Origin of the sequence: Mesorhizobium sp. B2-3-12, assembly GCF_006442205.1 — a bacterium.
Taxonomy (GTDB): Bacteria; Pseudomonadota; Alphaproteobacteria; order Rhizobiales; family Rhizobiaceae; genus Mesorhizobium.
The window spans coordinates 1-20482 of sequence record NZ_VFVR01000003.1; the positions used below are offsets into that span (position 1 = coordinate 1).

At 63.4% G+C, this 20482-nt stretch carries 22 protein-coding genes; 10 read left to right on the forward strand and 12 right to left on the reverse strand.

All coding sequences use genetic code 11. The features are described from left to right. Window positions 1-195 precede the first annotated feature (195 nt). Genes FJ948_RS10295 through FJ948_RS10305 form a run of 3 tightly spaced genes read right to left on the reverse strand, consistent with a single transcriptional unit; the run spans window position 196 to window position 2693 of the window. On the reverse strand, window positions 196-615 hold the full coding sequence (locus FJ948_RS10295; RefSeq protein WP_140703995.1) for a cupin domain-containing protein: 420 nt from the start codon (window positions 613-615) through the stop codon (window positions 196-198). Window positions 616-621: 6 nt separating this feature from the next. Then, window positions 622-1488 carry a phosphoenolpyruvate hydrolase family protein gene (locus tag FJ948_RS10300; RefSeq protein ID WP_140703997.1) on the reverse strand — a complete coding sequence of 289 codons (867 nt, stop codon included), beginning with the start codon at window positions 1486-1488 and terminating at the stop codon, window positions 622-624. Between the two features lie 8 nt (window positions 1489-1496). Beyond that, complete coding sequence (locus FJ948_RS10305; protein WP_140703999.1) at window positions 1497-2693, reverse strand: Tm-1-like ATP-binding domain-containing protein; 1197 nt, start codon at window positions 2691-2693, stop codon at window positions 1497-1499. A 98-nt stretch (window positions 2694-2791) separates the two neighbouring features. Between FJ948_RS10305 and FJ948_RS10310 the strand changes: the two genes are divergently transcribed. From FJ948_RS10310 to FJ948_RS10340, 7 genes are all read left to right on the forward strand, one after another. Next, window positions 2792-3475 carry a TetR/AcrR family transcriptional regulator gene (locus FJ948_RS10310; protein ID WP_140704000.1) on the forward strand — a complete coding sequence of 228 codons (684 nt, stop codon included), beginning with the start codon at window positions 2792-2794 and terminating at the stop codon, window positions 3473-3475. Between the two features lie 359 nt (window positions 3476-3834). Further along, window positions 3835-5151: an ABC transporter substrate-binding protein gene (locus FJ948_RS10315; protein ID WP_140704002.1), complete on the forward strand. Its 1317-nt coding sequence runs from the start codon at window positions 3835-3837 to the stop codon at window positions 5149-5151. A 69-nt stretch (window positions 5152-5220) separates the two neighbouring features. Next, a complete protein-coding gene (locus FJ948_RS10320; protein WP_015315632.1) occupies window positions 5221-6126 on the forward strand; it encodes a sugar ABC transporter permease in 906 nt (301 codons plus the stop codon). Between the two features lies 1 nt (window position 6127). Continuing rightward, a complete protein-coding gene (locus tag FJ948_RS10325) occupies window positions 6128-7087 on the forward strand; it encodes a carbohydrate ABC transporter permease (RefSeq protein WP_027144637.1) in 960 nt (319 codons plus the stop codon). Next, window positions 7084-7314 carry a hypothetical protein gene (locus tag FJ948_RS10330; protein WP_140704004.1) on the forward strand — a complete coding sequence of 77 codons (231 nt, stop codon included), beginning with the start codon at window positions 7084-7086 and terminating at the stop codon, window positions 7312-7314. The genes FJ948_RS10325 and FJ948_RS10330 overlap by 4 nt, the downstream gene beginning before the upstream one ends. Further along, window positions 7311-8414 (forward strand): ABC transporter ATP-binding protein, encoded by a 1104-nt coding sequence (locus FJ948_RS10335; protein WP_140704006.1) that lies wholly within the window; start codon window positions 7311-7313, stop codon window positions 8412-8414. The genes FJ948_RS10330 and FJ948_RS10335 overlap by 4 nt, the downstream gene beginning before the upstream one ends. Further along, window positions 8414-9499, forward strand: coding sequence for an ABC transporter ATP-binding protein (locus FJ948_RS10340; protein ID WP_140704008.1), 1086 nt, complete (start codon window positions 8414-8416; stop codon window positions 9497-9499). The genes FJ948_RS10335 and FJ948_RS10340 overlap by 1 nt, the downstream gene beginning before the upstream one ends. A 168-nt stretch (window positions 9500-9667) precedes the next feature. On the opposite strand, the gene FJ948_RS10345 is transcribed toward FJ948_RS10340, so the two are convergent. Both FJ948_RS10345 and FJ948_RS10350 read right to left on the reverse strand, forming a co-directional pair. Continuing rightward, a complete protein-coding gene (locus tag FJ948_RS10345; RefSeq protein ID WP_140704010.1) occupies window positions 9668-10099 on the reverse strand; it encodes a DUF4437 domain-containing protein in 432 nt (143 codons plus the stop codon). 119 nt (window positions 10100-10218) lie between these two features. Further along, window positions 10219-11190 carry an AraC family transcriptional regulator gene (locus FJ948_RS10350; protein WP_140704012.1) on the reverse strand — a complete coding sequence of 324 codons (972 nt, stop codon included), beginning with the start codon at window positions 11188-11190 and terminating at the stop codon, window positions 10219-10221. Between the two features lie 181 nt (window positions 11191-11371). On the opposite strand from FJ948_RS10350, the gene FJ948_RS10355 reads away from it, so the two are divergent. After that, on the forward strand, window positions 11372-12586 hold the full coding sequence (locus tag FJ948_RS10355; RefSeq protein ID WP_140704014.1) for an MFS transporter: 1215 nt from the start codon (window positions 11372-11374) through the stop codon (window positions 12584-12586). 37 nt (window positions 12587-12623) lie between these two features. Here the strand turns inward: FJ948_RS10355 and FJ948_RS10360 are convergent, their stop codons facing one another. Beyond that, the gene (locus FJ948_RS10360) at window positions 12624-13202 is read right to left on the reverse strand and encodes a TetR/AcrR family transcriptional regulator (protein ID WP_210242269.1); all 579 of its coding nucleotides are present in this window, start codon (window positions 13200-13202) and stop codon (window positions 12624-12626) included. A gap of 97 nt (window positions 13203-13299) precedes the next feature. Here FJ948_RS10360 and FJ948_RS10365 point away from each other — a divergent pair, with 97 nt between their 5' ends. Continuing rightward, on the forward strand, window positions 13300-14208 hold the full coding sequence (locus FJ948_RS10365) for an SDR family oxidoreductase (protein WP_140704018.1): 909 nt from the start codon (window positions 13300-13302) through the stop codon (window positions 14206-14208). 9 nt (window positions 14209-14217) lie between these two features. Here the strand turns inward: FJ948_RS10365 and FJ948_RS10370 are convergent, their stop codons facing one another. After that, window positions 14218-14565, reverse strand: a complete 348-nt coding sequence (locus FJ948_RS10370; RefSeq protein ID WP_140704020.1) for a GFA family protein — start codon at window positions 14563-14565, stop codon at window positions 14218-14220. A gap of 115 nt (window positions 14566-14680) precedes the next feature. Here FJ948_RS10370 and FJ948_RS10375 point away from each other — a divergent pair, with 115 nt between their 5' ends. Then, window positions 14681-15976 (forward strand): amidase, encoded by a 1296-nt coding sequence (locus FJ948_RS10375; protein WP_140704022.1) that lies wholly within the window; start codon window positions 14681-14683, stop codon window positions 15974-15976. A gap of 41 nt (window positions 15977-16017) precedes the next feature. Here the strand turns inward: FJ948_RS10375 and FJ948_RS10380 are convergent, their stop codons facing one another. Genes FJ948_RS10380 through FJ948_RS10400 form a run of 5 tightly spaced genes read right to left on the reverse strand, consistent with a single transcriptional unit; the run spans window position 16018 to window position 20284 of the window. After that, entirely contained in the window at window positions 16018-16413 is a 396-nt protein-coding gene (locus FJ948_RS10380; protein ID WP_140704024.1) for a hypothetical protein, read from the reverse strand. Between the two features lie 40 nt (window positions 16414-16453). Further along, window positions 16454-17446: an NAD(P)-dependent oxidoreductase gene (locus FJ948_RS10385; protein ID WP_140704026.1), complete on the reverse strand. Its 993-nt coding sequence runs from the start codon at window positions 17444-17446 to the stop codon at window positions 16454-16456. Window positions 17447-17448: 2 nt separating this feature from the next. Further along, the gene (locus FJ948_RS10390) at window positions 17449-18165 is read right to left on the reverse strand and encodes a FadR/GntR family transcriptional regulator (RefSeq protein ID WP_140705000.1); all 717 of its coding nucleotides are present in this window, start codon (window positions 18163-18165) and stop codon (window positions 17449-17451) included. A gap of 2 nt (window positions 18166-18167) precedes the next feature. Then, a complete protein-coding gene (locus FJ948_RS10395; protein ID WP_140704028.1) occupies window positions 18168-19337 on the reverse strand; it encodes a mandelate racemase/muconate lactonizing enzyme family protein in 1170 nt (389 codons plus the stop codon). A 59-nt stretch (window positions 19338-19396) separates the two neighbouring features. Further along, a complete protein-coding gene (locus FJ948_RS10400; RefSeq protein ID WP_015315643.1) occupies window positions 19397-20284 on the reverse strand; it encodes a sugar phosphate isomerase/epimerase in 888 nt (295 codons plus the stop codon). Window positions 20285-20482: the final 198 nt, after the last annotated feature.

The window sequence follows — 20482 nt, forward strand, 5'->3', positions numbered from 1 at the left end:
GAACAGGGGTGGGGGTCTGTAGGGGCAAGGTCGGCGCAGTCCCCCTCACCCGGATTGCCAACCCGAATTGCGGGGCAATTCGGGCAATCCGACCTCTCCCCGAGGGGAGAGGAGGCGCATGCGCCGGTGTCAGCCTCTTCTCCCCTCGGGGAGAAGGTGGCCGCGAAGCGGCCGGATGAGGGGGCCTTTGCGCGATTACTTTCCGCTCGCCGGGATCAGCCTGAAATCTGGCAGCTCCCGCAAGCCCAGTTCCGGCCCGGCTGGCGAATAGACAACGAAGAGCTGCATCGGCGCATCACCCGTATTTAGCGTCGAGTGGAAGCGGCTTTCCGGCACATAGATGGTGCAGCCGGGACCGACCTTCTCGACCACCGGATTGCCTTGCTCGTCCTCGACCATCTGTTCGCCATGGCCCGAAATGACGAAGATGATCTCTTCCGCACCCGGATGGTTGTGGCGGGTATGGCCCTTGCCCGAGGGCAGGTCGACGACGCCGCCGGAAAAGCGGGTCGCGCCATTCACTTCGGGCGCTACGGTCAGGGACAATTTCCCCCAGTCGAAGCCGAAGGCGTCGACGTCCTTCGGATAGACAAACACCTTGCTCTTGTCGGTCATCTCTCATCATCCCTTCTTTTTCTTCGTGGGCGCTTTGTCGCCGCCCAGCGTGACCGCCTTGAAATCCGCCGTTTGCCTGGCGATCGCGGCTTCCGCCGGCAGCCGTTCCATCGAGCTCGCGCCATAAAAACCGTGCAGGCCCTTAGCACGAGAGAGAATGTAGCGGGCATCGTCGGGCATCGAGATCGGGCCGCCATGGCAAAGCAGGATGACGTCCTTGCGCACCGAGCGCGCGGCTTCCGAAATGGCGTCGATGGCCACGACGCAATCGTCCAGCGACTTGGCAGACGTGGCGCCGATCGAGCCGCCCGTGGTCACGCCCATATGGGCGACGATGATGTCGGCGCCGGCCTTGGTCATGGCGCGCGCCTCTTCCGGGTTGAAGACATAGGGCGTGGTCAAGAGGTCGAGCTTGTGTGCCTCGGCGATCATGTCGACCTCGAGGCCGAAGCCCATGCCGGTTTCCTCGAAACTCTGCCGCATGCTGCCGTCGAACAGGCCGATGGTCGGAAAATTCTGCACGCCGGAAAAGCCCATCGTCTTCAGTTCCGCCAAAAGCAGCGGCATGATGACGAAGGGATCGGTGCCGTTGACGCCGGCCAGTACGGGGGTCTTCTTGACCACCGGCAAGACCTCGTAGGCCATTTCCTTGACGATGTCGTTGGCATTGCCATAGGCGAGCAGGCCGGCGGCCGAGCCGCGTCCGGCCATGCGATAGCGGCCGGAATTGTAGATGATGATCAGGTCGATGCCGCCGGCTTCCTCGGCCTTGGCCGACAGGCCGGTGCCGGCGCCGCCGCCGACGATCGGCACGCCCTTGTCGATCATTGCCCGGAATTTCTTCAATATGTCCTTGCGCGGTATGGCTGGCATGTCTGGTCTCACTGTCTGGCGATGTCGAGGAAGGCGGCGGTTGCCGCCTGGGCGAATTCCGGATCGTTGATGTGCAGCGGCAGGCGAGTGACGCGGCGCGTCGCATCCGGCCTGATGGTGCGCTCGATGGCGTCGAAGAGGGCGGCGTCGGCTTCCGGATCGAAGAAGGCGCCGCCTTCGATGTCGAGCGCGGAGACGCCTTTTTCCGGGATCAGGAAATGCATCGGGCCTTCGCACAAAGCGAGTTTGGCACCAATCCATTCGCCGATCTCGCGGCATTCCCGCGCGGTCGTGCGCATCAGGGTGACATTCGGGTTGTGCTCGTAGAACCGTCGGCCACGATACCGTTCCGGGATGGTCGAAGGCGCCCAGAAATTGACCATGTCGAGCGCGCCCACCGAACCGACATAGGGCAGGCCAGTGCGGGCGACGGCGCCGAACCGATCCTGTGTCGCCGGCAGCACGCCGCCGAACAGCAGGTCGCAGACCTCCGTCGTGGTGATGTCGATGACACCCGACAGCAGGCCGCTGTCGGCCAGTTTCTCCATGCTGCGGCCGCCGGTGCCGGTGGCGTGGAACACCATGCAGTCGTAGATGTCGCGCAATTGATCGGCGATTGCGGTCACGCAAGGCGTGGTGACCCCGAACATGGTGAGGCCGATCGACGCCTTGCCGTCCGCTGCCGGTGCTGGATTGCCTGCCATGCCTGAAATCGCCTGAGCGGCGTTGTGCAGCACGACCCGGGAGAGCCGGTTCAGCCCGGCCATATCGGTCACCGATGGCATCATGATGATATCGGATACGTCGACGTAAGGGGCGGTGTCGCCGGAGGCCAGCGTCGAGACCATGATCTTGGGCAGGCCGAGCGGCAGCGCGCGCATGCCCGCGGTGATAATCGAGGTGCCGCCGCCACCGCCAATGCCGATCACGCCGGCAATGTCATTTCGCGACTGGATGAAACGGGTGAAGGCGACGCCCATGGCGGCGACAGCCGCGCCACGGTCATTGCCGCCGAGCACGGCCGTGCCGCCGGCGGGATGATGCGCGGCGACATCCTTGGCGCCGATGTCGACGGATATTGTTGCCTCGCGCGTTCCGACATCGATACGGCAGACGAGGGCGCCGGTGGCAGCGATGGCGTCGGCCAGGAAGCCGAGTTCCTCGCCCTTCGTGTCAGCCGTGCCCACCACATAGACGCGCTTCATCAAGGTTCCCAATCCCGGCGGCGGCGATGCGTCTATCTCATCGCCAGGATTGCACCGGCTGCCATTGCAATTTTTTGAGACGCGCGTATCGTATTGGTATGGATGTCTCACGTCAACAACCTGCAACGAACGACGATGCCGGTGAGAGAGCCGAGCGCGGACCCCGCGCGCGTACGAAACGGCTGATGCTGGAGACGGCGACAAGGTTGATGCAGGCGGGTGTCACGCCGTCGATCAGCGAGGTGGCGGAGGCGGCGCAAGTGTCCCGCGCCACCGCCTATCGCTATTTTCCCAGCCAGGCAGCCTTGGTGCAGGCGGTCGTCGACGAGGGGCTCGGGCCGATCCTCACCTGGAAATCCACCGCCGCCGATGCCGAGCTCCGCGTGGCCGAACTGTTCGATACCGCCATGCCGCGCATCGAGGCCTTCGAGGCGACATTCAAGGCGGCGCTGAAACTGTCGCTCGATCAATGGGCGCGGCGCCAGGCGGGCACGCTGGGCGGCGAGCCGGCCTTCACACGCGGCCATCGCGTCGAATTGCTGAAGGAGGCGCTCGCGCCGCTCAAGGGCCGCCTGCCGCCGCGCGACCTCAAGCGGCTGGCGCAGGCGCTGTCGCTGATCTTCGGCGTCGAGGTGCTGATCGTGCTCAAGGATATATGGGAGCTGGACAGCCGCCGGACGATGTCGGTCGCGCAATGGGCGGCGCGTGCGCTGGTGCGCGCGGCGATCGCCGAGTCGGGCGCCGACACGGCCCGGATCACGTTGGCAACGACGCAGAAATAGCGCTTATCTGGTTGGACCAGATTTGAGTGTCGACTGCCGATATTGGTTCCAATGCAAAAGTCCACACAAGGCCAAAACGTATCAATGAGTAGGAAAATATAGAGAAAACAGTTGGATAAGTCTGGAATTCGCAGACTTTGCCCGGCATCCTTGCTCAAGAAAGGGCTTGACGGGCATTCACAATTGGTAATACCAGATTTGGAAAGAAAAGCGGATCGAAAGTGAGGGCTGCGATCCATTTCCGGACAGAGCGAGGAGGCTCCAAGTTTGGAAAAGCGCGACCACGGAGGAACTACCAGGGCCGGCTCCGTCGCCGGCCTGCAAGACAAGGTAGAATGCGCACAAGGGAGGAAATCATTATGCGCAAGTTAGTGACCAGCGTGCTTGCTGGTATCGGCTTAACGCTTGCCTGCGGAACGTCCGTCTACGCGCAGGAAAAGTCGCTCACCATCTTCTGGGCGGAATGGGATCCGGCCAATTACCTGCAGGAACTCGGCAACGAGTACGAGAAGGAAACCGGCGTCAAGATCACGGTGGAAACCACGCCCTGGTCCGACTTCCAGACCAAGGCCTTCACCGAGTTCAACGCCCATGGCGACGCCTATGACCTGGTCGTTGGCGACTCGCAGTGGCTCGGCGCCGGCTCCACCGGTGGCCACTATGTGGACCTGACCGATTTCTTCAAGAAGCATGATCTCGGCAACGTCATGGCACCGGCGACGGTGAAATATTATGCCGAGTATCCCGGCAACAGCGGCAAATACTGGGCGATCCCGCTCGAGGGCGACGCTGTCGGCTGGTCCTATCGCAAGGACTGGTTCGAGGATCCCAAGGAAAAGGAAGCCTTCAAGGCCAAGTATGGCTACGACCTCGACGTGCCGAAGGATTTCAAGGCGCTGCGCGACATCGCGGAGTTCTTCCACCGGCCGGACCAGAAGAGATACGGCATCGCCATCTACACCGACAATTCCTATGACGCGATGGCGATGGGCTTCGAGAACGCGCTGTTCTCCTATGGCGGTGAGTTGGGCGACTACACGACCTACAAGGTCGACGGCCATATCAACTCCGACAAGGCGGTTGCCGCGCTCGATGCCTACAAGGAACTCTACAAGTTCACGCCTCCGGGCTGGGCCAAATCGTTCTTCGTCGAGGACAACCAGGCAATCACGGAAAACCTGGCCGCGATGAGCATGAACTTCTTCGCGTTCTTCCCCTCGCTGATCAACGAGGCGTCGAACCCGAATGCCAAGAACACCGGCTTCTTCGCCAATCCTCCCGGTCCAAATGGCGACCAGTTCGCCGCGCTCGGCGGGCAAGGCATCTCCGTCATCTCGTACTCGAAGAAGCAGGACGAGGCGATGAAGTTCCTCGAATGGTTCATCAAGGACGAGACCCAGAAGAAGTGGGCGGCCCTTGGCGGCTACACCTGCAGCCAGGCAGTGCTCAAGTCGCCTGAGTTCCAGAACGCCACGCCCTACAACAAGGCCTTCTACGAGACCATGTTCAAGGTGAAGGACTTCTGGGCGGTGCCGGAATACGCCGAACTGCTGCAGCAGCTCAACCAGCGCATCTACCCCTACATGATCGGCGGCAGTGGCACCGCCAAGGAAACGCTGGACGCACTGGCTGGCGACTGGAACGCGACCTTCAAGAAATACGGCCGCGTGCAATAATCCTTCATGTCCCGCGGAGGGGGCGGTGTCGCCTCCTCCGTTTCTTTTTCTTGAACCGGGAGCAGGGTCTTGGCGACCACGATGATCACCACCCTCGACAGATCCTCGCGCGCCGCGGCACGCGGCCTGAGCGATATCTCCATCCGCAATCTCTTCATCATCCCGACGGTTCTGTTCCTGATCGTCTTCAACATTTTTCCGCTGATCTACTCGCTCGGCTACTCCTTCACCGATTTTCGCGCGTCGACCAATGCGCCGGCGAATTTCGTCGGGCTGCAGAACTATCGCGACCTGCTCAACGACCCCTATGTCTGGTCGAACTTCGCCATTACGGCGAAATACGTGATTGTGTCGGTCGTCGGGCAGTTGCTGGTCGGCTTCGGCGTGGCGATGCTGCTCAACCGGGATATTCCGCTCAAGGGCCTTATCACCACGCTGCTGCTGCTGCCGATGATGCTGTCGATGGCGGTGGTCGGGCTGTTCTGGAAGCTGCTTTACGATCCGTCGTGGGGGGTCATCAACTATGCGCTCGGGCTCGGCAATTTCGAGTGGCTGGCCGATCCCAAGATGGCGCTCTACGCCGTTGCGTTGACCGACATCTGGATGTGGTCGCCCTTCGTCATGCTGCTGTCGCTGGCCGGGCTATCGGCTGTGCCGAAGCATCTCTATGAGGCCGCCGCGATCGACCGCGCCGGGCCGTTCTATACCTTCTTCCGCATCACGCTGCCGCTGGTCGCGCCGATCCTGATGATCGCGGTCATTTTCCGCACCATGGAAGCGTTCAAGACTTTCGATCTCGCCTACATCCTGACCAGCCAGCCGACGGCGGAGCTGATCTCGATCCGGCTCTACAAGATGGCGTTCCAGGAATGGCAGACCGGGCGCTCCTGCGCGATGGCCTATATCGTGCTGATCATGGTGCTGGCGATCACCAACATCTACGTCAAATACCTCAACAAGGTGAAGGAGCGCTGAGATGGCCGCCGTCCGCACTTCTTCCGAAATCACCTTCAACCGCGTCGCCATCGTCGCCGTGCTGCTGGTGACCATCATCTTCCTGGCGCCGATCTACTGGATCGCCTCGACGGCGTTCAAGCCGCGCAATCTTGCCACCACCATTCCGCCGACCGTCGTCTTCCAGCCGGAGATTTCGCCCTTCGTGAAGCTGTTCACCAAGCGCTCCCAATTGCGCAGTCCGCCGTCGCCGGAAGAGTACGCGGCGGCCCCATGGTGGGAGCGTGTCGTCTTCGACGGCGGTGAAAAGATCGTGCGCGACGGCAAGGGCCAAGTGCAGTGGTCGGGCTATCCGAGCCGCTTCCTGAACTCGCTGATCATCGCCATCACGTCGACGGTGCTGGCGGTCGGCATGGGCACGTTCACCGCCTATGGGTTCTCGCGCTTCAAGGTGAAAGGAGAGGCGGACCTGCTCTTCTTCATCCTGTCGACGCGCATGCTGCCCCCGGTGGTGGTGGCGATCCCGATGTTCCTGATGTACCGCGCGGTCGGCCTCAACGATACCCACATAGGGCTGATCATCCTCTACACCGCTTTCAACCTGTCCTTCTCGGTGTGGCTGATGAAGGGTTTCATGGACGAAATCCCGAAGGAGTATGAGGAGGCGGCACTCGTCGACGGCTACACACGCATGGAAGCCTTCTTCAAGATCGTGCTGCCCGAGGCCGCCACCGGCATCGCCGCCACCGCCGTCTTCTGCTTCATCACGGCCTGGAACGAATACGCCTTCGCGCTGATCATGACCAACCGCCGCGCCCAGACGGCGCCGCCCTTCATCCCGAGCCAGGTCGGCTCCGGCCTGCCGGACTGGACGGTGATCGCCGCCGGAACCTTCCTGTTCCTGCTGCCGGTCGCCATCTTCACCTTCCTGCTTCGCAATCATCTGCTGCGCGGCATGTCCTTCGGAGCGATCCGCAAATGAGCTTTCGCACCATCAATCAGAAATATCTGGAACCGGGCTCGCAGATACTCATGGTGCTCGGCATCGTCGCGCTGTGCCAACCCTGGAACATGACCCTGCACACCTACGGCCTGACCATCATCCTGATCGGGCTGGTCGGCTTCAACATCACCTCGAAGATCGCGCCGGAGGAACAGGCCGGCACCGGTCATGGCGCGGATGCACGAAATCCGGGAGCACAGCATTGACCCAGATCGAGCTTCGCGGCGTCCAGAAATTCTTCGGTGCCGTCCAGGTCATCAAGGACCTCAACCTCAAGATCGCGGACAATGAGTTCATCGTGCTGCTCGGCCAGTCCGGCTGCGGCAAGACGACGACCTTGCGCGCCATCGCCGGACTGGAAACCGTCGACGAGGGCGACATCCTCATCGACGGCAAACCGGTCCAGCATCTGAAGGCCGCCGACCGCGACATCGCCATGGTGTTCCAGTCGTTCTCGCTGTACCCGCATATGAGCGTCTACGAGAACATCGCCTTTCCCTTGCGCGCCACGCGCAAGAGCAAAAGCGAGATCGACCAGGAAGTGCGCTCGGTCGCCAAGACGCTGCAGATAACGGATTTGCTGGCGAAGAAGCCGTCGGCACTGTCGGGCGGCGACATGCAGCGCGTGGCCATAGGCCGGGCGCTGGTGCGGCGGCCGAAGGCGATGCTGATGGACGAGCCGATCGGCGCGCTCGACGCCAAGCTGCGCGAGGAGATGCGGGCCGAGATCAAGCGGCTGCACATCAAGCAGGGCTCGACCACCATCTATGTGACGCACGATCAGATCGAGGCGATGAGCCTCGCCGACCGTATCGTCATCATGCATGAGGGCGTGCTGCAGCAGGTGGGAACGCCCGACGAGGTCTATTCGCGGCCGGCCAATCTGTTCGTGGCCCAGTTCGTCGGCAGCCCGGTGATGAATGTCGCCGACGCGGCCGTGACGGAGAAAGCCTCGGCCGCATCGGTGACCGTGGGCGACGCGGCCACCGGCTTCGAGTTTCCTAGCACGCTGCTGTCGAAGCTCAACGGTCATGCCGGCGATGGGTTGGCGCTCGGTATCCGGCCCGAAGGGGTGCTCATTCGCCGTGACGCGGCCGACGGCTTCATGGCCGTCGAGACCCAGATCGTCGAGCCGCTCGGCTCCTTCGACATCGTCGACCTGAAGGTCGGCACCAAGATGCTGCGGGCGCGCACCAAGAGCGGCTTCGTCAGCGGTCCCGGCGAGAAAGTGTTCGCCAGGATCGATCCGACGCAGGCGCATTTCTTCGACAAGGCAAGCGGCAAGTCGCTTGAGGTGAGGCTCTGATGGCCCATATCCAACTCAAGAACATCTCCAAGACTTTCGGCAACCACACTGCCTTGACCGGGCTCGACCTCGACATCGCCGATGGCGAATTCTTCGTCCTGCTTGGCGAGACGGGCGCCGGCAAGACGACGACGCTGCGGCTGATCGCCGGGCTGGAAAAGCCGAGCGAAGGCCAGGTCTTCATCGATGGGGTCGACGTTGCCGACTGGGGCGCGGCCGAGCGCGACGTGGCACTGGTGCTGCAGCAATACTCGCTCTATCCGCGCTACACGGTGCGCGAAAACCTCGAATTTCCTCTGAAGCCGAAGATCCGCCGGCTGCCGGACGCCGAGATCAAGGACCGCGTCGACCGCGCCGCCCGCACGCTCAGGATCGAGCACCTGCTCGACCGCAAGACCGATAGGCTGTCCGGCGGCGAGATGCAGCGCGTCTCGATCGGCCGCGCCATCGTGCGCAAGCCGCGTGTGTTCCTGATGGACGAACCGCTGTCGGCGCTCGACGCCAAATTGCGCGAGGCGCTGCGCACCGAGTTGAAGAACCTGCAGATACAGCTCGGCGCCACCTTCCTGTTCGTGACCCACGACCAGATCGAGGCTATGTCGATGGGCGACAAGGTCGGTGTGCTCAATCATGGCCGCATCATCCAGACCGGCACGCCTCACGAGATCTACAACAATCCGCGCGACACCTATGTGGCGAGCTTCGTCGGTTCGCCGCCGATGAACCTCATCGACGGCAGGCTGGTGAACGGCCGCGCGGTGATGGCGCCGCTGAATTTCGAACTGCCCTTCGCGGGGGGAGCCAAAGCGGGTGCGGCGACCGAGGGGCGCCCGCTCGTCTTCGGCATTCGTCCGGAGGATGTCTATCTGGAAAGCGGCGCACCGGTCGAGGCGCGTGTCCACGACGTCGAGAACCATGGCGTCGAAAAGATCCTGACGCTGCGGGTCGGCGACACAACCCTGCGCGCCACGGTGCCGGCCAGAACCGATGTCGCGATCGAGCAGCCGGTGCGTTTTGCCTGGAACCCAGACAAGGTGGTGCTGTTCGACAAGGGCAGCGGCGTGAGCTTACGGCACGCCGGATGACGTCGCGACCGAGGTGTCGCGGAGAAGCACCTTGGACAGCGCCCCAAAACAAAACCCGCCTCGCGGCGGGTTTTTGGCGCGACTCGGCACCTCAACCAGATGTATAGCATAACTGCCCTCTGCAATCAATGTCGGGGGGCAATACCGCTCGAACGGTTCGTCCGGTCTCTACTTCGGCAGATAGGTCTCGTAGGGTTCGGTGTTGAGCAAAAGGATCACGCATTCGGTGTCCGAGAGGCAGGCGTCGTCATGCATCTCGTTGGCCTTCTGGGTCCAGTAGGAGCCAGGCGGCAGTTCGACCTTGGTCGCCTCACCGCCCTCCATCTGCCAGTGCGCCCATAGGCCCTGGATGACCACGGCGCGATAGTCGGCGGTGTGCGCGTGGACGGGGGCGCGCCAGTTGCCCGGGACTTTCAGCAATGTTCCGGCTGGACCCTTGGCCCTTTCGCCCCACAGTGGTCCCAGGCGCTGCGGCTGGTCTGGCGCCTCGGCGACGTAGGGGATCTTGCCTGCCGGCAGATAGCTGTCCTCGAGGGCAAAGGCGCGTCCGGGAATGACCGACAGGACACCAAGCGCGAGCAGTGCGAAATGATTGGCCATGGGATTTCCTCCACGGGCCAGATTATCCGCCGGATGCCGGCCGGCCATGACGCTGCGTCCAAAAGACCTGGCAATTCCTCCAGACCGGGAAGGATTGGAAGTGATTTTGGTGGCTGACGTCAGGACGGCTCTTCGCCGGCACCACTATGGCGCAGATGGCTCGGCGCCACGCCCATCACCCGCTTGAAGGCACGGCTGAAGGATGCTTCCGAATCATAGCCCAGTTTCGCCGCCGCGACCGATACCCTCATGCCATCCCGCGCCAGCCATTGCCTGGCCTGATGCATGCGCACGCGCAGCACATATTTGGCCGGCGTCTCTCCGACCACCGTGGCGAAGCGCTGGGCAAAAGCCGAGCGCGAGGCTCCCATCATCCGCGCCAGTGCCTCGACGCTCCAATCGCGATCCGGCTGCAGGTGGATGGTCGCCAGCACCTTGCCGACGTCGGGATTGCGGACGGCGGCGATCCAGCCGGTGGCATCGCCACAGCCGTTCTCCACCCAGGAGCGGATGATCGTGGCGGCGAGCACATCGGCAAGGCGGGCAAGGATGCCGCCGGAACCGACCCGGTCCATCGTCACCTCGCCGGCCATAGCGTCGAGCAGATGCTGAATACCCGGCGCGTTCGCCATCAACTTATGCGCCTGCATCAGGGTGGGCATCATGTCGAGCAGCGGATGCGAGCCGTCGAGATTGAAATGCATGCTGCCGCAAAACAGCAAGGTCTTGGGGCCGCCGCACTCGTTGGAGACGTCGTAGATGTTCTCGCACACCGGTTCGATCGTGTAGCGGCCAATCGGTACCGGGGGCACGCCTGGCGCGCTGGCCAGGACATGCTCGTCACCGCGCGGGATCAGAAGTGCGTCGCCCACCGAGAGTTCGATCCACTCCCTGGCTGGTGAGAACAGCCAGCAGCCCTGCTGGCCGATGAAATGAAACCGCGCGGCTTTCTGGGCCGGGAAGGAAACGGCCCAAGGCTCGCCCAACACGCAGCGGCCATAGTCGACGCCGTCGAGCCGCAATCCGCGCAGCATGTCGCTCAGCGGGTCGCCAGAAGTCGGTAGCGCCATTTTGGACGAATTGTAATTCATTCCGGAGTTTCTAGCATGGAAACTCCAACTTGTCACTCCCATGTTGCGTTGCAGCCAAATGTTGCGTTGCAACAAACCGTAGACCGGCCGCATAGCCAAGTCATGGCGGCGAGGCATGTAACGGGTGGAACCCGAGCCGGTCATTTTCCATGCGGCGCCGCAAACAGATCGGAGACTGACCATGGCCGAACCCGCGACAGGCGCCATTGACGCCGCACTTCTCAACCCCGTCGAATCCGATGAACGAACCGAACCGGCGTGGGGCGCGGTGGTCTCGCTGGCCCTTGGCGTTTTCGGTCTTGTCACCGCCGAATTCCTGCCCGCCAGCCTGCTGACGCCGATGGCGCGTGATCTCGGCGTCAGCGAAGGCGTGGCCGGCCAGGCGGTGACGGCAACCGCCATCGTCGGCGCCATCGCCGCGCCCACCATGGCCATCGTCACAAGGCGCATGGACCGCAGGCTGGTGATGTGGATGCTGACGGTTTTCCTCATCCTGTCCAACCTCCTGGCCACCTTCGCCTCGTCGCTCACCACGCTTCTGCTCGCCCGTGTCGTGCTCGGTGTCGCCCTTGGCGGCTTCTGGGCGATGTCGGCGGCCATGGCGCTGCGGCTGGTGCCGATGCGGCTGATGCCGCGCGCCATGTCGATCATCCTAACCGGCGTGTCGCTGGCCACCGTCACCGCCGCTCCGGTCGGCGCCTATGTCGGCGACATCTGGGGCTGGCGCACGGCCTTCATGATCGCGACCATTGTCGGGGCCTTGGCGCTGCTGGTGCAGTTGGGCACCATTCCGAAGCTGCCGCCGGTCGGTGTCGCGAGCTTCCGCACCTTACTAGAAGTGCTGGAGCGGCCGTCGATCAGGGTTGCCCTGCTGGTCGTGCTGCTGGTCGCGTCCGGGCACTTTGCCGGCTTCACCTATGTCCGTCCCTTCCTCGAGAAGGTGCCGGTGCTCAACATCGAGACGATCTCGTTGGTGCTGCTGGCCTATGGCATTGGCGGCTTCTTCGGCAATATCGCCGGGGGCTTCCTTGCCGAACGCAATCTCAAGGCAGCGGTTGCGCTGGCACCGCTGCTGATCGCATTGGCGGCCGCCTCGATGCTGATCCTTGGCGCGTCGCCCATGATCGCCGCCGCCGCCGTCGCGGCCTGGGGCTTCGCCTTCGGCGCGGTGCCGGTCGGGCTGCAGAGCTGGCTCGTGCGGGCAGCGCCCGACCAGGCCGAGAGCGCCGGCGGCCTGATGGTGGCGACCTTCCAGGTGGCGATCGCGATGGGCGCTGTGTTTGGCGGCCTGCTGGTCGACCATGCAGGCGTTGCCAGCGCCTTTGCCTATTGCGGCATCGCAACGCTGCTGGCTGCCATCGTGGTGTTCCTGCGCGGCCCGAAGCAGGCCAAATAGTCTCTCCCAGCAGCCAACGGCAACGGCCCGGGAACCCCTACGGTTTTCGGGCCGTTTGCGTTGTGATGGCGGCGACGAAGCGGTTGAGACTGTCCTCGACATGGACGGCCACTTCGATGATCGGATCAAAACTCCACCACAGCAACGCACCTTGCCAATGCGACGCCATCAGCAGGCCGACGTCTTGTGGCGGGTCGTCGATTTCAGCGAAGCAGGCCGCAAGAGCGGCGCACAGGAATGTCTTCCAGGCCGCGCCGCGTGCCCTGAGCAGGGGATCGCGCAAATCCTCGCGCAAGACGAGCAGGCCTTCGGCATAGGACTCGATGCCGCCATAGCCCTGCGACAGCGCCACCAGCAATTCGATGGCGCCGGCCGGGGTTTTGGGCATGCTGGCGGCGAGCGCCCTTGTCTTGTCGTCCAGGTCGTCCCAGGCATGCAGCAAGGTGCGCTGCTTCAACCGAGCCTTGTTCTTGAACCGCTGCACCAGGGTTGCGCCGGACAGGCCGCAGGCTTTTGCCAGACGCTCGAAGGTGAGCGCTTCCGGGCCATGCTCGTGCATCAATCGCAACGCGGCTTCCAGCACCTGCTCGTCGGACCGGGTCTTGGGGCGGGTCATCTTGACATTCCAATATAACCGAATGATCATTTATATATGTTGCGAGCGGCATTAGCCAGCTCGGATTTGATCGACGGTGCTGTTTTGGGAGAGTTCAATGACGTTGCAAGGAAAAGTTGCCCTGGTTGCCGGCGGCACACGAGGCGCCGGGCGCGGCATAGCGGTCGAACTCGGTGTCGCCGGTGCAACTGTCTATGTCACGGGGCGAAGCACGCGCGGCCAGCAATCCGAGTATGCCCGGCCCGAAACCATCGAGGAGACGGCGGAACTGGTCACCGCGAATGGCGGCAAGGGCATCGCCGTGAAGGTGGATCATCTGATCGCCGACGACGTGCGCGGGCTGGTCGGGCGCATTCGCGCCGAGCAGGGTCGGCTCGACATACTGGTCAACGATATCTGGGGCGGCGAAAAGCTGTTCGAATGGGACAAGCCGGTCTGGGAGCACAATCTGGAGAACGGCCTGCGCATGCTGCGCCTGGCCATCGACACGCATCTGATCACCGCGCACCATGCCTTGCCGCTGATGATCGAGCGGCCGGGCGGGCTGCTGGTCGAAATCACCGACGGCACCGCCGCATACAATGCCGAGCATTATCGCCTGTCGCCCTTCTACGACCTTGCCAAGGTGGCGGTGAACCGCATGGCCTGGGCCCACGCCAAGGACCTGGCGAAACACGGCGCCACATCGGTCTCGCTGACGCCGGGCTGGATGCGTTCGGAAATGATGCTGGAGATTTATGGCGTCGCCGAGGAAAACTGGCGCGACGCGACGGCGAAAGTGCCGCATTTTGTCATTTCCGAGACGCCGCGCTTCGTCGGCCGCGCCGTTGCCGCTTTGGCCGCGGATCCGGATCGCTCGCGCTGGAACGGTCAGTCGCTGTCCAGTGGAGGGCTGGCCCAAGTCTATGGCTTTACCGATCTCGACGGCTCGCGGCCCGATGCCTGGCGCTATGTTCCGGAGGTTCAGGATGCCGGCAAGCCAGCCGATGCGACAGGCTACCGGTAGCAGTCGGCTTCAAGCCGAACGCCCGTCGAAATCGAAGATCGACAAGGTAGACGGATCGACATCATCGATACAGTTGATGTTGATGTAAGCGCTGCGCTCCGCACCTTCGTCGACATCCTCGGCGAAGGGATGGAGGCCGCAGCTGCGGCAGAAACGGTGCGCTATTTTCGCATCGCCGAATGTGTAGCGGCCAAGATCATCGCCCCAGGCAATGAGGGTAAGCTTGTCATGTGGCACGGCCCACAGCAGCGCGGCCTTGCGGGCACAGATCGAACAATTGCACCTGATGACGCCGTCGAGCTCGCCCTCGATTTCGAACGCAACCTTGCCGCAATGGCAGCTGCCCTTGTACAGCATGAGTATCTTCCTATCGCTGGCAGGTGCAAAGGCACGCTGGCCGGGTTATGCGTTTCGCGGGCCTGACGGCTGCTTGCCCTAAGGACGTTCTATCCTGGCGGAGTCCGACATCGACATGCAATCAATCCGCGACCATCTCGAAATCATCCTGTCACGTCTTGCCAACCGTGCGGCCGACGAGAAGGTCTTCACGAAGCTTTATGCCGAAGCGGCACGGGCCGCGGCTGACGCCAGCGAGGCCCGCAAACGAGCCGGCGTGACGCTCGGCCCGCTCGACGGCACCATCGTCTCGATCAAGGATCTGTTTGATGTCGCCGGCGAAGCGACCACGGCCGGCTCGCTGATGCGCAAGACCGCCGCGCCCGCTTTGCGAGACGCGGCAATCGTCGGCCGGTTGCGCCAGGCCGGCGCTGTCATCATCGGCAAGACCAACATGACCGAATTCGCCTTCACCGCGATCGGCGACAACATGCATTACGGCACGCCAGGCAATGCCGTCGATCCAAGCCGCATTCCAGGCGGTTCGTCCTCAGGCGCCGGCGTTTCCGTGGGTGAGGGGACGAGCGAAATCTCCATCGGGTCCGACACCGGGGGCTCGATCCGCATTCCGGCGGCGCTCAATGGCGTCGTCGGCTTCAAGCCAACGGCGCGGCGCGTGCCGCTCTCTGGCGCTTTTCCGCTTTCGGGCACGTTGGATTCGATCGGGCCGCTCGCCCGAACCGTCTCGCAATGCGCCGCCGCCGACGCGGTGATGGCCGGCGAGGTGCCGAACGAATTGGCGGCCATTCCACTGGCCGGGCTTCGCATTGGCATTCCGCGCGGCGTTCTTTTCGGCGACACGCAAGGCGAGGTTGCCGCGGCCTTCGAGCATTGTCTCGGCAGGATCGGGGCGACCGGCGCACACATTACGGAGCTGTCGATCGACGATCTGATCGCGGATTTGCGCACGGCCACCAAGCGCGGTTCGATCGCGGCCATGGAAGGCGCCGAAGTGCATGCCGACTGGCTGGCGACCGGCGCACCCGTGGCTGTCGACCCGCATGTCAGCGGGCCTTTGGCGCGGGCGACACTGCTGACGGCTCCAACCTATATCAGGGCGCTGCGCCGCCGTTCCGTGCTGGCCGCCGCCATGGATGAGCGGTTGGCGTCGGTTGACGTGCTGGCGTTGCCGACCACGCCGGTGACGGCGCCGACCATCGCTTCCCTGGCCGAGGATGCCGAACTGCGCGAGCGCACCGAAGGGCTGCTGTTGCGCAACACCCAGGTCGCCAATCAGTTCGACCTCTGCGCGATTTCATTGCCGATGCCAGCCATGACGCTGCCTGCCGGCTTGATGCTGGTCGCGCGCAACGGTCATGATCGCCGCTTGTTGAGGATCGCCGCCTCGGTGGAGGCCTTGCTCGCCTCCTGACAGTTCTGTTCCGCTTCAGGCCGGGAGCATGCTCTTGGCGATCATTGCTTGTGTGAGAAGCAGTGCTTGCGCTCACTGTCCTTGGCGGTGCGCACTATGCTCGTCGCGACCAGCCAAGGCAGGCTGTAGTCCTTGCCGGTGAAGGTCTGGGTTCGATGTTCGATCGATCCCCTGACGACGGTCCTGCCGGCGTAAAGCACGTCGGACGCATCGGTCATCGCCTTGTCCTTCGGCGGCAATCGGCTGGTGTCGATCGAGACACCTTTGATGATCTTGCCGGTGGCGAGGTCGAGCGCACTGTTCGACGGGCAGGGCGCCTTGAAGCAGCGCAGCCCGTTGTCGCAATAGACATAGCTGCTCTCGGCCATTGCCGAGGATGGCAAGGCGCAGACCAGGAGAGCGGTGGCAGTCAGAAACGCGTGGCGAAGACCGGACATGGCCGCAGGGTCGCCAAGAAATGGGGCGAAAGCGCGATTGCTATGTCTGGCTTGGAAACCGCCGCCGGTAGTGATCGACCACTTCAGGATTGCGCAGATTGACCGGCAGCTTACCCGCCAGCACCAGCAGGGCTTCGCCGGCCGCGCCGACGCCCATGCGCATCATCGATTCTTCGGTAATGCCCGCCATATGCGGGGTGATGATGACATTGTCGAAGCCGAAATAGGGATGGTTCGACGGCAGTGGCTGAGTCGAGAAAACGTCGAGCGCGGCACCGCCGATGCGGCGCTCCCGCAAGGCATCGATCAGCGCGTCATCGTCGACCACCGGCCCGCGCGACACGTTGATCAGCAGTGCGTTGGGTTTCATGCGGGCGATGCGCTCGCGGCTGATCAGGCCGCGTGTCTCCGGCGTCAGCGGGCAGCAGAGAACGATGATGTCGCTCTGCTCGACCAGCGCGTCGATCGACAGAAAACCGACTTTTTCCGGCGCCGGCTGCATGCTGCGCGTCGTCGCCACCACTTTCAGGTCGAAGCCGTGCGCCGCGATGTGACCGACCGCTTGCCCGACGGCGCCGAGGCCGACGATGCCGATGGTCTTGCCGGCGAGTTCGATGTTGGAATTGGCATGCTCGCGGCCGGCGAGCCAACCCTTGGCGCGCAGGTCGCGGTCTACCTTGCGGAATTGCCGCAGCAGCGCAAGCGCGGTGAACATGACATGCTCGGCGACCGAGCGGGCGTTGACCGCCGGCACGTTGGCCACGAGCACGCCGGCTGCCAAGGCTGCCTCCATCGGGATCATGTCGAGCCCGGCGCCATGGCGGATCGCGGCCCTGAGTTTCCAGGCGCCCTCGAACAGTGCCGGCGGCAGCGGCGCGCGCACGATGACGATGTCGGCGTCCTTCGCCTCCCTGGCCAAGGTGACGGCATCGAGCGCCGAAGCGATGACGAGTTGACCGGCGCCGGCCAGCTTGGCCGAGGCGCGTGGGTGCAGCGGATGGGTCGACAGGATTTTTGGTACGGTCTGAGCCACGGTCAGGCCTTTTCGAGCGCGGGACTCGCGGGCGCGGCCGCCTTGCCCTCGATCAACCCCTTCCAATAGCTCTCCGCGCCCTGCAGATGGGCACTCATCAGCGCCTGGGCGAGATTGCCGTCGCGGCGCAGCAGCGCCTCGTAGATCTGCACGTGCTCGGCATGCGAGCGCACGCTGCGTTCGGGGTCGTTGAAGTAGATCGGCAGGCGCTGCTCGCCCATCAGATAATAGACGCTGCAGATGTTGTGGAAGACGCTGTTCTTGGTGGCGCGGACGATTTCGAGGTGGAATTCGCGGTCTTCCTTGGCCAAGCCTTCGCCAGCGGCGATACGCTCCTCGGACGCCTTCAAGATTTCGCGTAGCCGTTCGAAATTCTCCTCGGTGGCGCGCGAGCAGGCAAGCTCCGCGGCCTTGATCTCGTGGATCTTGCGCAACTCGACCGTTTCATAGATCTGCAGCGGATCGAGCGGCAGGCCGGCGCGGGCGAACAGCGCCAGCGCCTCGACGCTGGCCTGTTTGGTGTCGACATAGATGCCTGATTTGGCGCGGCGCTCGACGATGCGCATGGCCTCGAGAATGGCGAGCGCTTCACGAATCTGGCCGCGACTGACGGCGAAATGCTCCGCCAGTTCACGTTCCGATGGCGTGCGTCCGGTCTCCTTGTCCGAGTGGGAGAACAGATAGGCGGCGAGTTCCGCGAGAAGGTTCTTTTCTTTCATCGTCAACAGCGTTGCGCGTGCGCCTCCAGGAATCGCTCCGAAACCGTGAATCCCAATCCGGGCTTTTCCGGGATCGCTATCATACCGTCCCTGGCTTCGACAGTCTCTTCGACCAGATCGTGGATCATCGGATTGGCGCCGAGCGAATATTCGACCGTGAAACTTGAAGGCGACGCGGCACAGACATGCAGCCCGGCGAAGAAGCATGGCGCGCCGGCCCATAGATGCGGCGCGAAGCGCAAATTGAAGGCGCTGGCGATGGTGCCGATCTTCATTGCCTCGCTGATGCCACCGCAGAAGGCCGGGTCCGGCTGGAAGATGTCGGCCGCCTTGAGCACGGCGAGGTCGCGGAAGGCATAGCGCGTCGCCTCGCTTTCGCCGGTGGCGATCGGAACGGTGCCGGCGGCGCGCACTTCGGCCATGCCTGGCTTGTCGTCGGCGATCACGGGCTCCTCGAACCAGGCGAGGTCGAGATCGCCGACGAGATGGATGAAGCGCTTGGCTTCGCCGACCGTATAGGTGCCGTGGGCATCGACCATCAGCTCGACATCGGGGCCGAGCGCCTGGCGCGCGGCGCGCACGCGGGCGGCGGAAATGTGCGCCGCGCCATCCATGGCGCCGACCCGCATCTTCAACGCCTTGAAGCCGCCCTTGGCGATGTAGGATTTCAATTGCTCGCCAATGGCATCGGCCGATGCCCAGCCACCGGAGGCATAGGCCTGCATACGATCGACCTTGCGGCCACCGAGAAGCCGCCAGACCGGCTGGCCCAGCGACTTGCCCAGGATGTCCCAAAGCGCGATGTCGACGGCGCTGATTGCGGCGACGCTCATGCCGCGCCGCGCCAGCTGCGGCATGGCGTGGCCCGCGTAAGCGGCACTCTCGTGGCGCACGCCGTTGTAGAGCATCTCCCAGATGACGCCAATGTCGGCCGGATCGCGGCCGATCAATTGCGGCCCGACTTCTTGGTTCAGCATGTGGACGAGGGCGCCGTAGCTGCCGGCGCTGCCGGCGGCGTTCTTGCCTTCGCCCCAGCCGACCAGCCCGTCATCGGTTTCGATGCGCAGGATGGCGGCGTCGAAGGTCATCACCTGGCCGAAGTCGCTGCGATGCTGCTTCGCGGCTTCGATCGGGACGCGGACCCACCAGGCTTGGACGGTCTTGATGCGCATGTTTTTCCCCAACCCTGCCGCCGGCCGGGCGGAAGGGCAAATTTCCCAGAGGCAATCGACTACTTGATCAGCGGCAGCAGCGTTTCGGCGGTGATGCGCATCTGGTCGGTGTAGAATTTCTCGGTGAGCACGCTGGAGCCATGGTCCTGGATGAACTTCAGCTGCTCGGGCGAGATATCGACCGGGTGACGCTCGACCATGTCGGGATAGGGTGCCGCCGGCGTACGATCGACCGGGGCGACGAACTCATTGGTCAGCGCGCCGTCATAGCCGACTTCCTTCAAGGTCGCGACGATCCTGGGCCAGTCGATCTGGCCAAGGCCGGCGGCGAAGCGGTTGTTGTCGGCGACATGGAAATCGAACAGGCGCTTTCCGACCTGCCGGATGGCGTCATGGACGTTAAATTCCTCCATGTGGATGTGGTAGGCATCGAGGCAGACGCCGCATTCGGGGCTGACCGCGTCGGCCAGCGCCAGCGCCTGGGCACCGCGGTTGAACAGATAGGTCTCGAAGCGGTTGAGCGGTTCGACGGCGATCTTGACGCCGACCTTCTTGGCATGAGTGAAGCATTCGCGAGTCGCGTCGACGACCCACTTCCATTCCTCTTCCTCGGTGCCGTCCGGGACCACCTTGCCGACTGTCGCCGGAACGAGCGTGATGATCTCGCCATCGAGCTCGCCGACCATGGTCAGCACGTCCTTGACATATTGCACGGAGCGCTCGCGCTGGCCCTGGTCCCTGGCGGCGAGGTTGCGTTCACCCAGCATCAAGGTCACCGCGCCCCAGCAGCGAATGCCATGCTCCTTCAGCAACGCCCGCGTCTCCTTGGTCTTGTACTGCGCTGGCTCGCCGGAAATCTCGATCGACTCATAGCCGAATTTCTTGATGCGCTTCAGCGTCGTCTCAAGCGGTTCCGCGCGCATCCAGTTGTGCGTCGAAAGATGCATGGTCTGTCCTTCCCGGATTCGTCCGTATGGTTTGCCTTCGACATGCATCGCCGAAAGACGACGCAAGGGTTCCTCCCCAACGCATCCCCAGCCATTTCTTGCAAACTGGTTAGACCAATTGGGCCTGAATTGAGGTCTACAGCAAATTCTTCGAGACGGCAACAACCGAGGCTCCGCAACTTTCAAGGCGGATTAGTT

What these genes read in the sequence shown, in the direction of transcription:
- FJ948_RS10360 (WP_210242269.1), bottom strand. Translation starts at nt 13,202, where the DNA reads ATGACCCGCCCCAAGACCCGGTCCGACGAGCAGGTGCTGGAAGCCGCG.
- FJ948_RS10395 (WP_140704028.1), bottom strand. Translation starts at nt 19,337, where the DNA reads ATGCGCATCAAGACCGTCCAAGCCTGGTGGGTCCGCGTCCCGATCGAA.
- FJ948_RS10400 (WP_015315643.1), bottom strand. Translation starts at nt 20,284, where the DNA reads ATGCATCTTTCGACGCACAACTGGATGCGCGCGGAACCGCTTGAGACG.
- FJ948_RS10390 (WP_140705000.1), bottom strand. Translation starts at nt 18,165, where the DNA reads ATGAAAGAAAAGAACCTTCTCGCGGAACTCGCCGCCTATCTGTTCTCC.
- FJ948_RS10370 (WP_140704020.1), bottom strand. Translation starts at nt 14,565, where the DNA reads ATGCTGTACAAGGGCAGCTGCCATTGCGGCAAGGTTGCGTTCGAAATC.
- FJ948_RS10300 (WP_140703997.1), bottom strand. Translation starts at nt 1,488, where the DNA reads ATGCCAGCCATACCGCGCAAGGACATATTGAAGAAATTCCGGGCAATG.
- FJ948_RS10355 (WP_140704014.1), top strand. Translation starts at nt 11,372, where the DNA reads ATGGCCGAACCCGCGACAGGCGCCATTGACGCCGCACTTCTCAACCCC.
- FJ948_RS10350 (WP_140704012.1), bottom strand. Translation starts at nt 11,190, where the DNA reads ATGAATTACAATTCGTCCAAAATGGCGCTACCGACTTCTGGCGACCCG.
- FJ948_RS10310 (WP_140704000.1), top strand. Translation starts at nt 2,792, where the DNA reads ATGGATGTCTCACGTCAACAACCTGCAACGAACGACGATGCCGGTGAG.
- FJ948_RS10375 (WP_140704022.1), top strand. Translation starts at nt 14,681, where the DNA reads ATGCAATCAATCCGCGACCATCTCGAAATCATCCTGTCACGTCTTGCC.
- FJ948_RS10315 (WP_140704002.1), top strand. Translation starts at nt 3,835, where the DNA reads ATGCGCAAGTTAGTGACCAGCGTGCTTGCTGGTATCGGCTTAACGCTT.
- FJ948_RS10340 (WP_140704008.1), top strand. Translation starts at nt 8,414, where the DNA reads ATGGCCCATATCCAACTCAAGAACATCTCCAAGACTTTCGGCAACCAC.
- FJ948_RS10380 (WP_140704024.1), bottom strand. Translation starts at nt 16,413, where the DNA reads ATGTCCGGTCTTCGCCACGCGTTTCTGACTGCCACCGCTCTCCTGGTC.
- FJ948_RS10330 (WP_140704004.1), top strand. Translation starts at nt 7,084, where the DNA reads ATGAGCTTTCGCACCATCAATCAGAAATATCTGGAACCGGGCTCGCAG.
- FJ948_RS10305 (WP_140703999.1), bottom strand. Translation starts at nt 2,693, where the DNA reads ATGAAGCGCGTCTATGTGGTGGGCACGGCTGACACGAAGGGCGAGGAA.
- FJ948_RS10345 (WP_140704010.1), bottom strand. Translation starts at nt 10,099, where the DNA reads ATGGCCAATCATTTCGCACTGCTCGCGCTTGGTGTCCTGTCGGTCATT.
- FJ948_RS10325 (WP_027144637.1), top strand. Translation starts at nt 6,128, where the DNA reads ATGGCCGCCGTCCGCACTTCTTCCGAAATCACCTTCAACCGCGTCGCC.
- FJ948_RS10365 (WP_140704018.1), top strand. Translation starts at nt 13,300, where the DNA reads ATGACGTTGCAAGGAAAAGTTGCCCTGGTTGCCGGCGGCACACGAGGC.
- FJ948_RS10295 (WP_140703995.1), bottom strand. Translation starts at nt 615, where the DNA reads ATGACCGACAAGAGCAAGGTGTTTGTCTATCCGAAGGACGTCGACGCC.